The organism is Sphaerisporangium viridialbum, assembly GCF_049674955.1.
Lineage (GTDB): Bacteria > Actinomycetota > Actinomycetes > Streptosporangiales > Streptosporangiaceae > Sphaerisporangium > Sphaerisporangium viridialbum.
Window position 1 is genome coordinate 8,336,168 of sequence record NZ_CP187232.1, and the last position, 14,332, is coordinate 8,350,499.

The following is a 14,332-nucleotide window of genomic DNA, read 5'->3' on the forward strand; positions in this document are numbered from 1 at the left end:
ATTGTCACGAATGGGCGGGTGAACCGTTTAATGAAACCGGCCGCCGCCCGACGGACGATGAAATTTTCGCGTCTTCAGGACGCCACCGACCGGACGGCCTCGTCCACCGGGGTGTCGCCCTCGGCGAGCTCCAGGGTGCGCCCGCCGGTGCCGGGGGTGCCCAGGAGACCGGCGATCACGGCCGCGACGTCGTCACGGGTGACCTTCCCGCGCGGCACCGGCGGCTCCGCCAGCGTGACGAGGCCGGTGCCGGGGTCGTCGGTGAGCGCCCCCGGACGCAGCACCGTCCAGTCGAGGTCGCGCGCCCGCAGGTCGTCCTCCGCGTCGGACTTGGCCCTGATGTACGCCGCCCAGACGTCGTCGGTGCCCGGCTGCGGCGGCCGGTCCGCGCCCATCGCGGAGATCTGCACGAAGCGCCGCACGCCGGCCCGTTCGGCCGCCTCCGCCAGCAGCACGGCGGCGGCGCGGTCGACGGTGTCCTTGCGCGCCGCCCCGCTGCCCGGCCCGGCCCCGGCCGCGAACACGGCCGCGTCGGCGCCCCACAGGTGCTCGGCGACCTCCTCCACCCCGGCGGTCTCCAGGTCGCAGACGACCGCCTCGGCCCCGGCGTCCCGGACGTCCTGCTCGTGGGCGGGGTTGCGGATCAGGCCGACGGGCTCGTCACCCTGCTCCGCCAGCACCCGCTCAAGCCGAAGAGCGATCTTGCCGTGCCCACCCGCGATGACAACGCGCATCAGAACTTCCTCCCCCTCGATCCTTGCGGGTCATCCTTCCGCATCCGGGCCGTGGACCGCGGTGGCTCAGCACGATGCCCGTACGAGGGGCAGCACCTCGGCGCCGAGCCTGGCGATGTTGCGGTGGGTGAGGGCGGGGTCGCCGGCGCCCTCGACCATGAGGATCAGGTGGCGGATGCCCGTGCGCTTGATGGTGGCGAGCATCGTGTCGGCGCAGTGGCCGGGCGAGCCGACGGGGTGCAGGCGGCACAGGAGGTCGGCGTAGTCGTCGGCGTCTCTGGGGAGGTACGTGCGGTCGTCCACCGTCCGGTAGCCGGCGAGACCCGGCGCGAGCCACCGCGGCAGCGACTCCTTCATGGCCGCGACCGCCTCGGAGGTCGTGTCCGCGACGTACGCGATGCCCGCCGCAACGTGCGGTATCTCCGTCAGGTCGTGACCGTGCGCGATGGCCGTGCCGGCGTAGCTCTCCATCAGCGCGGCCTTGTCCGGGTCGCCGATGTGCATGCCGAGCAGCATGGGCAGGCCCCGGGCGGCGGCCACCTGGACGGTGCCCGGCGAGGTCGAGGCGACCGTCGGCCGCATCGGCCTTCCCGGACGGGGCACCATCTCTACCTCCCTGAACCTGAAGGTGGCCCCCTTGGCCGAGACGCGGTCGCGCGTCAGGGCGGCGATCAGCAGGTCGAGGCTCTCGACGAAGCCGTTCTCGAAACGGTCGAGCCCGGTGCCGAACACCTCCAGCTCGACCCACGGCCCGCCGCGCCCGACGCCGAGGCGGAACCGGCCGCCGGAGACCTGGTCGAGAAGCGCGGCTTGCTCGGCCAGCGCTACGGGGTGCATCGTCGACAGCACGCTCACGGCCGTGCCGACCATGATGCTCCGCGTGCGGCCGAGCACGTACGCGGCGAGCGTCGTGGCCGAGGGGCACAGTCCGTACGACCTGAAGTGGTGCTCGGCGATCCACACGTCGTCGAACCCCGCCCGCTCGGCCGCCACCGCCGCGTCCACGGCGGCGCCGAGCGCCTCACCGTGGCCGAGCCCCGGAAACCCCGCGACCGGCAGGAACACCCCGATGCGCAACTCGTCTGCCACGGATCCAACTCTGCCAGCAGGCGCCGTCCCTGACCGGCTCATACGGGCGAGCCGGACCAGGTGGCGAGCCGGAAGTCACCCGGCCTGGTCGCCCGGCGGCATGGAGCGGCTCTGGCCGTGGGCGGTCTTCCGCCGCCCGACGCCGGTGGCGTGCTCCGGCGTCGAGGTGCCGTAGGGACGTCCGGACGGGCCCTCGACGCCGCCCTTCCTGCGGCCGGCCTCCTCTTCGCGTTGCGCGATCTTCTCCGCCCGGGCGCTCGTGCTCGTGCCGACGCCCAGAGGCGACCTGGCCCTGGTGTCGGTCGAGCTCACGCCGTGCTCCTCCACCTCCGTGACCACGCGCGGAGGCCGCCTGTCCCCTATCGGCGGGCTCGCGAACGCGCGGTCGCCGGCCATGACGACCTCTTGGTGGACCTTGGCGCGGAGCTCCTCCAGGCCGGCCCTCTTGCCCGGGGCTCCGGGCTCCCGCGGATCGATCATGACAGCACCCCCGTCGCGTGGCGTTCCCGCCGGCGGGCGCCGGGCGGGACCTTCCCCCACAGGGTTCGTACCCCGGGCGGTCTCAGCAGATACGCGGCAGCGGATCGCCGACGAGCACGTCGACGATGCGGGTGCCGCCGAAGGCGGTCCTGAGCAGGACGAGCCCCGGCGGATCCTCGGCGATCCGCCCGACGACGGCCGCACCCGCGCCCAGCGGGTGCGCCCGCAGGGCGTCCAGCGCCGCCCCGGCGGACCGCTGGTCCACGACGGCGACCATGCGGCCCTCGCAGGCGACGTAGAGCGGGTCGATGCCGAGCAGCTCGCAGGCCCCGCGCACGCCGGGCCGTACCGGGATCGCGTCCTCGTCCAGGACGACCGCCACGCCGGAGGACTCCGCGACCTCGTTGAGCACCGTCGCCACGCCGCCCCGGGTGGCGTCCCGCAGGCAGCGCACCCGCCCGCCGTCGCACGCGTCCAGCAGCCGCGCGGTCAGGCCGTTGAGCGGCGCGGTGTCGGAGACGAGGTCGGCGGCCTCGATGTCGAGCCCTCCCCGGGCGAGCATGACCGTGACGCCGTGCTCACCGATCGGCCCGGACACGATGATCGCGTCACCGGGCTCGGCGGCGGACGCGCTCAGCCGGACCGCAGGGTCCACCACCCCCACACCCGCCGTGGTGATGTAGCAGCCGTCGGCCTTCCCGCGCTGCACGACCTTGGTGTCCCCGGTGACCACGGCCACGCCCGCCTCCCGCGCCGCCGCCGCCATGCTCTCGGTGATCCGGCGCAGGTCGGCGACGGGGAACCCCTCTTCGAGGATGAACGCGGCCGACAGGTGAGCCGGGCGCGCCCCGCACATCGCGAGGTCGTTGACCGTGCCGTTGACGGCCAGGTCGCCGATGTCGCCGCCGGGGAAGAACAGCGGCGTGACCACGTAGGAGTCGGTCGTGAACGCGAGCCCTCCGTCGACCGCCCCGTCCGCCAGGGGCTCCAGCAGCGGGTTGCGGAAGGACTCAAGGAACACCGCCTCGATCAGGGTGCGGGTCGCCTTGCCTCCCGCGCCGTGGGCGAGGGTGATGAGCTCGTCCCGGACGCGCGGCTTCCGGCGGCGGACCCGCTCGATCCGCTCCAGCACCTGTTCCTCGGAGCTCACGTGCGCGTCGCCTCCTTGACCCGGTCACGCGAGAACCGGCCGAAGTTGTAGTAGGCCGCGCACGCGCCCTCGGAGGACACCATGCAGGTGCCGATCGGCGTCTCCGGAGTGCAGGCCGTTCCGAACACCTTGCACTCCCAGGGCTTGAGCACGCCTTTGAGCACCTCACCGCACTGGCACGCCTTCGGGTCCGCCACGCGTCCGCCCGGGATCTCGAAGATCCGTTCCGCGTCGAAGGCGGCGTACGCCTCGCGCACGCGCAGCGCCGAGTCGGAGATGAACCCGAGCCCGCGCCATTCGAAGTGCGGGCGCAGCTCCATCACCTCGTTGATCACGGCCAGCGCCTTGAGGTTGCCGTCCCACGGGACCACCCGGGCGTACTGGTTCTCCACGTCCGCCCGGCCCTCGGAGAGCTGGACGAGGTTCTGGTAGACCGACTGCAGCACGTCGAGCGGCTCGAACCCGGCGACCACCAGTGGCTTCCCGTAGTCGCGGGCGATGAAGTCGTACGGCCGGCAGCCGATGACCGTCGACACATGACCTGGCCCGATGAACCCGTCGAGCCGCAGGTCGGGAGAGTCCAGGATCGCCTTGATGGCGGGGATGATCGTCACGTGGTTGCAGAAGACCGAGAAGTTGCCGATCCCCTCGGCGGCGGCCCGCAGGACCGTCATCGCCGTCGAGGGGGCCGTGGTCTCGAACCCGATGGCCATGAAGACGACCTGCTTGCCGGGGTTCTCCCGGGCGATCTTCAGGGCGTCCAGCGGCGAGTAGACCATCCGGATGTCGGCGCCCCTGGCCATGGCGTCCAGGAACGACCCCCGGCCGCCCGGCACCCGCATCATGTCGCCGAACGACGTCATGATCACGTCAGGCCGCTCCGCGATGTGGATGGCGTCGTCGACCCTTCCCATCGGAATGACGCAGACGGGGCAGCCGGGCCCGTGCACCAGCGTGACCGCGGCCGGCAGGTGGTCCTCCAGCCCGTGCTTGTAGATGGTGTGGGTGTGTCCCCCGCAGACCTCCATGAACTTGTAGGCACGGCCCGGCTCGCACAGCGCGGCGACGCGGGCGGCGAGCGCCCGTGCCTTGTCGGCGTCGCGATACTCGTCGACGAAGCGCATCCGACGTCACCCCTGTTCGATCATGGAGTCGCGCAGCGCGGCGATCTCGTCCTCGTACGCCTGGCCGATGCTCTCGAGGAAGTCCATGGCCGACTTGGCCTCGGCTTCGTCGATCTTCGACAGGGCGAATCCGACGTGGATGAGGATCCAGTCACCAGGGGCGAGAGCCTCGCCCTCCAGCAGGCCGATGTTGATGGCGCGCCGGACGCCGCACACATCGACTTTCGCGAGATCAGGACGATCCGACAGGATCTCCACGATCTCCCCGGGAATCCCCAGGCACATGGGTCGCCTCCGCGAGCTGGATGGATTCGAGGACGAGGTCGTCGCCGCCCTCGGTGTCGACGTCGGTGGCCCCGCAGGCGGGGCAGACCGCGTAGGGGTCCACCGAGGTGGCCGTGTTCCCGCAGGCCCGGCAGGTGAGCCGGACGGGCAGGGTGACCAGGTCGAGACGGGCGCCCTCGGCCACCGTTCCCTCGGCCACCAGGGCCCAAGCGTCGTTGATCGAGGGCTCGGCGACGCGCAGCAGCGCCCCCACCTGCACCCGCGCCCGGCGTATCCGCCGACCGTCGGCCCTGCCCTCCACCGCGGCGAGGATCGACTCCGCGATCCCGTATTCATGCATGACTACCTCACCTCATCTCTTTCGGTTATCACTGGTCTCTACGCCACGATCAACGTCACATCTGCCTGATCTGCATGTAGCGCTTGATGTCGGGAATCGATTGGTAGACCAGCACACCGACCGCCACCAGCGCCGCGAGCGTCATCAGCCGTTTGATCATGTCCGTTCCTCCTGTCGGCCCGCGGCGGCGGGCGCCGCCGCGATCTGTTCCTGGATGAGTTCGAGAACCAGGTCGGCGGCCCTCGGCACCGCGTCCGCGACCGGCGGGCTCAGCTCCATGCCGGGCGACACGTCCTGCGGCTCGCAGCCCACGAGCAGCACCTGTCCGGTGCCGCCCAGCGTGTCCGCCAGCGCCAGCACCGCGTCGGGGGTCATGTCGTGGGCGTCGACGAAGGTGCCAGGGTCCTCGCCGGCGGTCGGCCGCAGGACGTACAGCGTGCCGGGCGGGCCTCCGCGGGAGACCGCGTCGACCAGGATCGTGCGGTCGTGGCCCCCGCCGGTGAGCTCGTAGGCCAGATGGACGCCGCGGATGCCGAAGTCGGTCGCCAGGACCCCTTCCGGGAGGTCCCTCTTGGCGAGGAACCTCGCCACCGCGACACCGAAGCCGTCGTCGCCGAGGAAGATGTTGCCCACGCCCGCCACGAGGATCTTCATGCGCTCACCTCTCCCAGCTCTCCGCCGGTGAGCGGCTCGATCTCGTCGGGGGCGAAGTACAGGAAGCGGCCGTGGGAGCGGTGCAGGTCGGCTCCGAGGTCGTCGTCGAGCGTGACGGCCAGATACCGCGCTCCGTCGACGTCGAGCAGCACGGCCTCCACCCGGGCGGTCTTCCCGGCGAGGAACATGTCGTGCGCGTCGGCGCGCCGCCTTCCCGGGGTCAGGCGCACGCGGCTGCCCCTGGCGATCTCGACCCCCGCGACGGTCACGCTGTCGGTTTCCGGCGAGGTCCCGGCGTCCGCGGCCGGATCCCACCACGGCGTGGCGGGCGTCGCGGGCGTGCCCAGGTGACGGATCGCGCCGTGCAGGCGTTCCACCAGCTCGGGCGGCAGGTCGCCGGCCCTCTGGATGATCTCGGCCGCCCGGGGGTCGGTGGCCCGCGCCTCCCGCTTCTCCTCCTCGGTCAGCGTGAGCGTCCGCAGGTGGAGCATCTCGTCGATCTCGGTGGAGTCGAACAGGTCGCCCGGGCTCTCCGGCGCGATGTCCGGGTGGTCGTACAGGATGATCGGGGACGACAGCACCACGTCGCGCTGCCCGGGCTCGCCGACGAGCACGGGCCAGGTGTTCTCGTTGCGGCAGCCCTCGGCCGCCGCCCTGGCCCACTCCGGGGGATCCGTCAGCGACAGGAAGTTCCCCGAGGTCACCCCGAGGAGCAGGTGGGCCGCGACCAGCGAGTGCCTCAGCGCCTGCTCGCGCGTCGCCGCCGCCCGTACCGGCTCGGTGACGTTCTCCAGCCGCACGCGGAGCCTCACCAGGCCGTACGGCCCGGGCATCCGCTCGGCCGCGACCCTCAGCACGGCCCGCACCGGCTGGTGCGCGGTCACGACGCGGCCCAGCGTGTCACCGGAGGCGGAGACGATCGGCTTCTCCGACCGGTCACCGGGCACGCGCACCACGACCGTGCGCTCCGTGCCGAACAGGTGCGGCATGGGCAGCACGGTCTCCACCTCGCGCGCGGTGGCCTCGTCGAAGGTCAGATGCGTCGTGCCGTCGCATTCCAGCTCGTGGACCGGCCGGAAGCCGCCGGGCCCCGCGGCCTCCACCCTGCGCTCCTTGACGTGCAGGAAGCGCAGGCGCAGGCGCACGAGCGCGTTGGCCGAGCGTTCGAGCAGGCACTCGGTCACGCTCCTGGAAGGCTCCGCCGTGGCGCTGTACCAGGGGGGCACGAGCACCCCGAACTGCCAGCGCAGCCGGTTCTTCGCGGCCGAGGCACGGTAGGGGTACAGCAGGTACCCCTCGTACAGCACCGCGTCGGCCACCTTGCGGGCCGTGTCCATCGGCACGCTCATCCCCGCGCCTCCTTGAGCAGCACTTCCACGACTTCGTCCCAGGTGGCCAGAGTGCGGTCGGACTTGAACCGCTGCAGCGCGCGCAGCGTGTCCCGGTGCAGCCGCAGCCAGCCGCTCGCCGGGAAGTAGCGGTCGATCATCTCCCGCCACACCGGGACGGGCAGTCCGCAGCGGGCCTCGCAGTGCCAGGGCACCGGCCGCACGGTGAAGCCCTCCCCCGCCTTGGCGAAGACCGTGCCGCTGAAGAGCAGCAGCAGCGGCACGTCGCCCTCGTCCAGCGAGGCGAAGTACTTGCCCGCGGCCACCTCCAGGTCGTAGCTGCACGGCACGGGAAGGTCGACCTCGGTGGCGCCGGTGAACCTCGGGACCATGATCGAGATGTTGGCGAACTGCAGGGGCTTCACCGTGTCCCCCCACCGGGACGGGTGCCCGAACAGGTCCGCGAGCAGCTCGGTCTCGCCGGGGCCGTACCGCCGCCGCTGTGGCTCGACGCGGATCTGGCACCGCAGCGCGATGGCGTGCACGGCCTCGCCCTCCGGCTCGGTGACGCCCAGGCGGAAGAGCAGTGTCGGGGAGGCCGCGTAGGGGTCCACGCGCACGCCGCGGCAGTCGAACCGGATCTCAGACACGACCGCGCCCCTCCGCCCTGGGCACGACTCCCGAGGGCACACGGCCCTCACCGGAAGGCACGGGGCCCTCGTCGGCCGACACGCGGCGCTCGTCGGCCGGCACCGGCTCACCGCGGCGGCGCAGCTCCTCGAAGAACCCGTCGATGGCGTCCCACGCCTCCTGCCCGCCGTGGAAGCCCTTCCAGTGCGTCCGCACCAGGCCGACCAGCTCGTAACAGGTGTCGATGGGCACCAGGTGGCACGCGAACCCGCCGGGGCCCCGGTCGATGAGGTACGCCTCGACATCCGCGAGCGCCTCTGGCAGCTCGGGGTTGGCGGCGAGGACGCGGTCCCAGGCCGACAGGTCGAGCAGCGACTCGGTGGCGCCGCCGGGGCTCGGGTAGAAGGCCACGAACCGGTCGAGAGTGGAGTTGCGGAAGAAGAACGCCGTGCGTACCGGGATCTGGAGCTCCTCCCAGTCCGCATCCTCCAGCCGGAACGACGGGACGTACAGACAGCGCTCCGGCACCGCGCGGTACCGCCCGCGCGCGACCTCCGCGCCGCGCGAGAGCAGCAGGACGCAGCCGCGGCAGACGCAGAGCAGCCCGCGGCTCTCGACGTTCACCGCGTGGCCGTGGCGCTCGTCGAGCGCCTCCGCGCACATCTCGCACCGCGGCCCGGCCGGCGGGCGAGGCTCGCGGAAGCGCCGGAGCCCGGCCGGCTCCGCCTGATCGCGCCGCGCCGCGTCGCCTGGGACGGCGGGAGGCGTCATGGGGTCGCCTCCTGCGGCACCGGGCACTCGCCCGGCGGCCGGTGCTGGATCCGCAGGAGCGGGGACGTCGTGTCCGCCACCCCCTCGACCTCCACGCGGGACACCTCGGGCGCGGCCCTGAGCACCGCGCGCTCGATGGAGCCGGTCACCGTCGCCTGCGACGACGCGCACCCGTGGCAGGTGCCGGAAAGGCGCAGCCGTACGACCCCGCCCTCCTCCACGCCGAGCAGCTCCACCCCGCCCTCGTGCAGCCCGAGGTACGGGCGCACGTCGTCGAGCGCGGCGCGGACGCGGTCCGCCGTGCCGAACGGGTGCAGATCGTGCAGGGCGAGCAGGCCGGAGACCACCTCGTCGCCGGTGAGCCGCCGGAGCACCTCCGCGGCGTCGCTCTCGACCACGATGCGCATGACGCGCTCCAGCCCCGCGCCGTACAGGTCGACGACGCCGCGCACCAGTTCCTCGGCCTTCGCCCGTGTCGCGGGGCCGGCCATCGTGCCGAGCTCGTCGATCAGCGCCTCGACGCGGTCTCCGGCCACTCGGATGTCATGGTCTTCGCGCATCTGCGCAGATTCCTCCTTCTGCCGCCGGGGAGCGGTGAGCTTCCCGGCGCCCGACGGCTCAGGTCGCGTTGAAGGCATGGGGACTGTGCAGCTTGCGTAGCTCCTGGCCGTCACCGAGGTACATGTGCACCCCGCACGGCAGGCAGGGATCGAAGCTGCGCACGGTGCGCATGATGTCGATGCCCTTGAAGGTCTCCGGCGGGTTCTCCTCGAAGATCGGCGTGTTCTGCACCGCGTCCTCGTACGGGCCCGGCGTGCCCGACGGGTCGCGGACGCTGGCGTTCCAGGGCGTCGGCGGGTACGGGTGGTAGTTGGCGATCTTCCCGTTCCTGATCACCATGTGGTGCGACAGCACGCCGCGCACCGCCTCGGTGAACCCGCAGCTGATCGCCTCCTCGGGGACCTCGAACGGCTCCCAGGTCTGGGTGCGCCCCCTTCTCACCTCGTCCAGCCCCCGCTCGACGAAGTACAGCGCGCACGCGGCGGCGTACGCCTGGAAGTAGGAGCGGGCGCGGTTGCGTTCGAGCGCGTTGGACAGCAGCTCGCCGTTGCGCTCGGGGATCTTCCATTCGAACGTCTTCTCGGGCTTGGTGGCGCTCTTCGGAAGGTTGATGAGCACACTGTGGCCGGTGGACTTGACGTACCCGATGTCCACCTTCCCCGACAGGGCCGTCGACCAGAGGCGGGCGATGGGGCCGCCGCCGGTGTCCAGCGCGAGCAGTTCCTTCCCGTCGAACCAGCGGGGCGACATGACCCAGCTGTACTTGTCGTTGAAGTCGCGCTTCTGCGGACGGGGGATGGTGTGCTGGTTCCAGGGGTGCCGGATGTCCACCGGGTTGCCCAGCGGGTCGTGGGTGACGAAGGGCTCCTGGCCCTCCCAGTCGTCGTAGTAGGAGCTTCCGAGCAGGATCCGGATGCCGAGGTTGATGTCCACCAGGTTGTTGGTGACGAGGTTCCCGTCGACGATGATGCCGGGCGTCACGAACATCTCGCGACCCCAGGCGTTCATGTTCTCGTAGGTGAAGTCGCAGTACGCCGGGTCGTTCAGGCTGCCCCAGCAGCCCAGCATCACGCGCCTCCGCCCGACCTGCTCGTACCCGGGCAGCGCGTCGTAGAAGAAGTCGAACAGGTCGTCGTGCATCGGCACGACCTTCTTCATGAACTCCACGTACCGCATGAGCCGGGTGAGGTAGTCGGTGAAGAGCTGCACCGTCGCGACCGTCCCGACGCCGCCCGGGTAGAGCGTCGAGGGGTGCACGTGCCTGCCCTCCATCAGGCAGAACATCTCGCGCGTGACCCGGCTCATCACCAGGGCCTCGCGGTAGAACTCGCCTTCCAGCGGGTTGAGCGAGCGCATGATGTCGGCGATGGTCTTGTAGCCGTGCTCGCCCGCGTGCGGGCACTCGGTGCGCTCGGCCAGCTCCAGCACCCCGGGGTTCGTCTCTCGGACCATCTTCTCGCAGTAGTCGACCCCCACCAGGTTCTCCTGGTAGATGCAGTGGTCGAACATGTACTCGGCGGACTCGCCGAGGTTGATGATCCACTCGGCCAGCGCCGGAGGCCGCACCCCGTACGCCATGTTCTGCGCGTAGACCGAGCAGGTGGCGTGGTTGTCCCCGCAGATGCCGCAGATGCGGCTGGTGATGAAGTGGGCGTCGCGCGGGTCCTTGCCCTTCATGAAGATGCTGTAGCCACGGAAGATCGACGAGGTGCTGTAGCACTCCGCGACCTCCTTCTTCTTGAAGTCGATCTTCGCGTAGATGCCCAGGCTGCCGACGATCCGGGTGATCGGATCCCACGCCATCTCGACCAGGTCGGGGTTCTGCTCCGAGGTCGTCATGTCAGCTCCGTCTTCATGTCAGCTCCAGGGCGCCTTGTAGCCGGTGAGCAGGGCGCGGCCCTTGGCACGCCACTTCGGCTCCTTGTCGACCGTTCTGATGGTGATGTCGCGCAGCCTCCGGATGACGCCGCCGTACACCGTGCTGACCGTCGAGGACACGAGAGCCCCCGGAGGCTCGTCCATGAACGGCATGAACTTGTCCGGGAAGCCGGGCATCGTGCACGCGATGCAGATGCCGCCGACGTTGGGACAGCCGCCGATCCCGTTCATCCAGCCGCGCTTGGGCACGTTGCACTTCACGACCGGCCCCCAGCAGCCGATCTTGACCAGGCACTTCGGCGAGCCGTACTCGACGGCGAACTGGCCCTGCTCGTAGTACCCCGCCCGGTCGCACCCCTCGTGCACGGTCTGGCCGAAGAGCCACGTCGGGCGCAGCGCCTCGTCCAGCGGGATCATCGGGGCCTGCCCGTTGAGCTGGTACAGCAGGTACAGCAGCGTCTCGGACATGTTGTCCGGCTGGATCGGGCAGCCGGGCACGTTGACGATCGGCAGCCCGGCCTTCGAGCGCCACTCCCAGCCCAGGTAGTCGGCGACGCCCATCGCGCCGGTCGGGTTGCCCGCCATGGCGTGGATGCCGCCGTACGTGGCACAGGTGCCGGCCGCGACCACGGCGGTCGCCTGGGGCGCCAGCCGGTCCAGCCACTCGCTGAGGGTCATCGGCTGGCCGGTCTCCGGGTTGTTGCCGAACCCCGACCAGTAGCCCTCCTGCTTGATCGACTCGTTCGGCACCGAGCCCTCGACGACGAGGACGAACGGGTCCAGCCCGCCGTGCGCCGCCAGGAAGTACCACTCGATCATGGCGTCCGCGCCCTGCATCGGCCCGCTGTGGAAGTCGATCAGCGGCCAGTGGACCTCGACCTTGGGCAGGCCAGGGAGCGTTCCAAGGACGATGTCCTCGATGCTCGGCTGCATCGCGGCGGTGAGCGCGACGGAGTCGCCGTCGCAGCTCAGCCCCGCGTTGATCCAAAGTATGTGGACAACGGGCTCTTCCTGCTCCTGTGCCGTGCTGCCCGCTTGCTCAGTCGTCGCGGCCATACCGCCTCCCCCACTCCTGGTCGGTGTCGCTGAACGTCGAGACGCGCTCCTCTGTGGCTGCTCCCTCCGGCTTCCCCGTGGTGCCCGGCCGGTCACCGGCCCGTCGGCGCCCGCGATCCCAGCACGTGCTGCGTGACCTCCCAGAGGACGTGGTAGACCGTCGTCTGCGCCTCCTGGATGCGGTGCACGGACGCCGAAGGGATGACGAACAGGTAGTCGAGGACGTCGAGCTCGGCCAGCTCGGCGAGCCTTCCGCCCTCGTAGCCGGCCAGGCCGACGGTCAGCATGCCCCTGCCCCAGGCCTCCTCGAAGGCCTGGACGAGGTTGGAGGAGCCTCCGCTGGTCGACAGGCCGAGGGCGATGTCGCCCGGCCTGCCGAGCGCCGCGACCTGACGTGCGAAGACGACGTCGAAGCCGACGTCGTTGGACAGCGCGGTGACCAGGGCGACGTCGGTGGTCAGGGAGAGCGCGGGGAGCGGGCGTCCGTGCCGGGGATGCAGGAAGGCGGTGGCCACCTCCTGGGCGTCGGTGCTGCTCCCGCCGTTCCCGAACGTGAAGAGCCTGCCCCCGGCGTCGAACCGGGCCGCCATCGCCTCCGCGCACTCGGCGAGCCGGTCGGTGTACAGCTCCGCCACCTGCTCGCGCAGCCGTACGATCTCCTCGGCCTTCACCTCGGTCGACCAGTTCACGTGCCCCACGGGCGAGGCCGGCCGGCCGGTGCCCCCTTGGTGGCCGTGCCCGGCGCCGCGCGCGTCCCCTGTGTCCCCCGCGAGGTCCGGGTGGGTCGATCGGGCGGCGCGGTCGGCGTAGAGGAAGGGGTACAGGCTGTGGATCCCTTCGGCCGGAGCCCTGTCATCCATGCCCGTCACCCGTCCCCTTCGTGATCACGGCGATCGCCTCCTTTGCGTGCACGAGGACGGTGTCGCCCGCCGCCGCGTCGACCAGCGCCACGCTCACCTGCTCGTGGACGCCGTCGATCTCGGCGATCGCGAGCCCCTGGTCGAGCAGGCGAACCACCAGCGCGGGAAGGGCCTCGTCAGAGCAGGTGAGGCACACATCGGCGAGACAGTTCACGCGTTCGGTCATCTCACGGCCTCCCGGTCGGGCGCCTTTCGCGGGCTGGACTGGGCGAAGAAGACGTGGACGAGCTCCCACAGGACGTGGTAGGCGGTGACGTGGATCTCCTTGACCACCGCGGGGTCGCCGGAGCCCGCGATCAGCACGTGGCCCGCCGCCGGGCTGCGCGCGATGTCGCCGCCGTCGCCGCCCACCAGCGCCATGGTGAACAGCCCCAGCTCGTGAGCCGTCTCAAGACCGCGCAGCACGTTCGCGCAGCACCCGTCGGGCGAGATGCCTAGCGCCATGTCCGAGGGGTCGGCCCAGTGGCGTACCTGGTGGGCGAAGACCTCGTCGAACCCCTCGCGGCTGCCGACGCCCGTCACCGTGGCGGTGTCGTTGCTCAGCGCCATCGCGGGGAGCGCGCGCTTGCCCATGATCACCGGGTGCATGAACTCCACGGCGACGTGGGAGGCGTCCGTGCCCGCGCCGCCGTTGCCGAAGACGATCAGCTTCCCGCCCCGGTGGAACCTCGCCGCCATGTCGCGACACGCTTGCGCGATGCGTTCGGAATCCTCGGCGAGGCGGTGTCCCGCGGCGTCTCGCCGGGCGAAGGCCTCGCTGACCGCCAGGCGCGTGGTGGATGTCACAGGCATGTTTACGCTCCGTTATGTACCGTAGTCGCCAGGCTACGGTGCGTACGCACGGAACCGACACCCTAAGCGGGACAACCCGGAGTAAAGGCTTGATCGTGAGCGATAAGGAGAGGTTGGCCCGTCACGGCCTAGCTGTAGCCCTGGGGAGATCTCCAACCGCGTCGATCACGATCCTGGCGATGACGAGTTGCCGCGGGTGTGGTTCGCGCGGCCGAGGGTGCGGTCGAAGACGGTCAGGAGGAGGTGGAGCACACCTGCGCCGAGCATGATCCAGGCGAGGTGGTGCATGCTCACCGTCAACACCCGCGCCCGCGCCTTCTACGACAGGATGGGCTTCCACGAGATCCCGGTGGCCGACCACGGCCCGGTCACCTACCTCGGCCGCTCGACCGATCCGCCCCTCTGATCGGATGCCGGGCCGCCTACCAGCAGATCTTGCCAGCGGAGCTGCTGACAGCATCCCTGGACGTGGCGAGGCAGCGGTTCACCCGTGTGGATCTCCCCAGGAGAGCCCTAGAGATGGCCTCCGTCGCCGCGCGC

General features: G+C 71.1%; 19 protein-coding genes. All 19 read right to left on the minus strand.

Translation table 11 applies throughout. The features are described from left to right. Positions 1-74 precede the first annotated feature (74 nt). Complete coding sequence (locus ACOZ38_RS37480; RefSeq protein WP_424535710.1) at positions 75-734, minus strand: NAD(P)H-binding protein; 660 nt, start codon at positions 732-734, stop codon at positions 75-77. A 66-nt stretch (positions 735-800) separates the two neighbouring features. Beyond that, positions 801-1,811: an LLM class flavin-dependent oxidoreductase gene (locus ACOZ38_RS37485; RefSeq protein ID WP_424537158.1), complete on the minus strand. Its 1,011-nt coding sequence runs from the start codon at positions 1,809-1,811 to the stop codon at positions 801-803. An 87-nt stretch (positions 1,812-1,898) separates the two neighbouring features. Beyond that, a complete protein-coding gene (locus tag ACOZ38_RS37490; RefSeq protein ID WP_424535711.1) occupies positions 1,899-2,303 on the minus strand; it encodes a hypothetical protein in 405 nt (134 codons plus the stop codon). Between the two features lie 82 nt (positions 2,304-2,385). After that, positions 2,386-3,453 carry a hydrogenase expression/formation protein HypE gene (gene hypE, locus ACOZ38_RS37495; RefSeq protein WP_424535712.1) on the minus strand — a complete coding sequence of 356 codons (1,068 nt, stop codon included), beginning with the start codon at positions 3,451-3,453 and terminating at the stop codon, positions 2,386-2,388. Continuing rightward, positions 3,450-4,577, minus strand: coding sequence for a hydrogenase formation protein HypD (gene hypD, locus ACOZ38_RS37500; RefSeq protein WP_424535713.1), 1,128 nt, complete (start codon positions 4,575-4,577; stop codon positions 3,450-3,452). Before hypD ends, hypE begins: the two co-directional genes overlap by 4 nt. A gap of 6 nt (positions 4,578-4,583) precedes the next feature. Further along, the gene (locus ACOZ38_RS37505) at positions 4,584-4,835 is read right to left on the minus strand and encodes a HypC/HybG/HupF family hydrogenase formation chaperone (RefSeq protein ID WP_405140874.1); all 252 of its coding nucleotides are present in this window, start codon (positions 4,833-4,835) and stop codon (positions 4,584-4,586) included. Next, complete coding sequence (locus tag ACOZ38_RS37510) at positions 4,810-5,202, minus strand: hydrogenase maturation nickel metallochaperone HypA (RefSeq protein WP_424535714.1); 393 nt, start codon at positions 5,200-5,202, stop codon at positions 4,810-4,812. The genes ACOZ38_RS37505 and ACOZ38_RS37510 overlap by 26 nt, the downstream gene beginning before the upstream one ends. A gap of 55 nt (positions 5,203-5,257) precedes the next feature. Then, positions 5,258-5,362 (minus strand): DUF6893 family small protein, encoded by a 105-nt coding sequence (locus ACOZ38_RS37515; RefSeq protein WP_405140876.1) that lies wholly within the window; start codon positions 5,360-5,362, stop codon positions 5,258-5,260. Then, positions 5,359-5,856, minus strand: a complete 498-nt coding sequence (locus ACOZ38_RS37520) for a hydrogenase maturation protease (RefSeq protein WP_424535715.1) — start codon at positions 5,854-5,856, stop codon at positions 5,359-5,361. Before ACOZ38_RS37520 ends, ACOZ38_RS37515 begins: the two co-directional genes overlap by 4 nt. Further along, a complete protein-coding gene (locus ACOZ38_RS37525; RefSeq protein ID WP_424535716.1) occupies positions 5,853-7,205 on the minus strand; it encodes a hypothetical protein in 1,353 nt (450 codons plus the stop codon). The genes ACOZ38_RS37520 and ACOZ38_RS37525 overlap by 4 nt, the downstream gene beginning before the upstream one ends. Then, complete coding sequence (locus tag ACOZ38_RS37530) at positions 7,202-7,834, minus strand: DUF6084 family protein (protein WP_424535717.1); 633 nt, start codon at positions 7,832-7,834, stop codon at positions 7,202-7,204. The genes ACOZ38_RS37525 and ACOZ38_RS37530 overlap by 4 nt, the downstream gene beginning before the upstream one ends. Beyond that, a complete protein-coding gene (locus ACOZ38_RS37535) occupies positions 7,827-8,585 on the minus strand; it encodes a DUF5947 family protein (protein WP_424535718.1) in 759 nt (252 codons plus the stop codon). The genes ACOZ38_RS37530 and ACOZ38_RS37535 overlap by 8 nt, the downstream gene beginning before the upstream one ends. Beyond that, positions 8,582-9,145 carry a NifU family protein gene (locus tag ACOZ38_RS37540; protein ID WP_405140881.1) on the minus strand — a complete coding sequence of 188 codons (564 nt, stop codon included), beginning with the start codon at positions 9,143-9,145 and terminating at the stop codon, positions 8,582-8,584. The genes ACOZ38_RS37535 and ACOZ38_RS37540 overlap by 4 nt, the downstream gene beginning before the upstream one ends. Positions 9,146-9,203: 58 nt before the next feature. Next, positions 9,204-10,985: a nickel-dependent hydrogenase large subunit gene (locus ACOZ38_RS37545; protein ID WP_405140882.1), complete on the minus strand. Its 1,782-nt coding sequence runs from the start codon at positions 10,983-10,985 to the stop codon at positions 9,204-9,206. A gap of 18 nt (positions 10,986-11,003) precedes the next feature. After that, positions 11,004-12,080 (minus strand): hydrogenase expression protein HypE, encoded by a 1,077-nt coding sequence (locus tag ACOZ38_RS37550; protein WP_424535719.1) that lies wholly within the window; start codon positions 12,078-12,080, stop codon positions 11,004-11,006. A gap of 92 nt (positions 12,081-12,172) precedes the next feature. Continuing rightward, positions 12,173-12,940 (minus strand): D-sedoheptulose-7-phosphate isomerase, encoded by a 768-nt coding sequence (locus ACOZ38_RS37555; RefSeq protein ID WP_424535720.1) that lies wholly within the window; start codon positions 12,938-12,940, stop codon positions 12,173-12,175. Next, positions 12,933-13,166: a HypC/HybG/HupF family hydrogenase formation chaperone gene (locus tag ACOZ38_RS37560; protein ID WP_405140885.1), complete on the minus strand. Its 234-nt coding sequence runs from the start codon at positions 13,164-13,166 to the stop codon at positions 12,933-12,935. Before ACOZ38_RS37560 ends, ACOZ38_RS37555 begins: the two co-directional genes overlap by 8 nt. Then, positions 13,163-13,792, minus strand: coding sequence for a D-sedoheptulose-7-phosphate isomerase (locus tag ACOZ38_RS37565; protein WP_405140886.1), 630 nt, complete (start codon positions 13,790-13,792; stop codon positions 13,163-13,165). The genes ACOZ38_RS37560 and ACOZ38_RS37565 overlap by 4 nt, the downstream gene beginning before the upstream one ends. A 165-nt stretch (positions 13,793-13,957) precedes the next feature. Further along, a complete protein-coding gene (locus tag ACOZ38_RS37570) occupies positions 13,958-14,086 on the minus strand; it encodes a hypothetical protein (RefSeq protein ID WP_424535721.1) in 129 nt (42 codons plus the stop codon). Positions 14,087-14,332 lie beyond the last annotated feature (246 nt).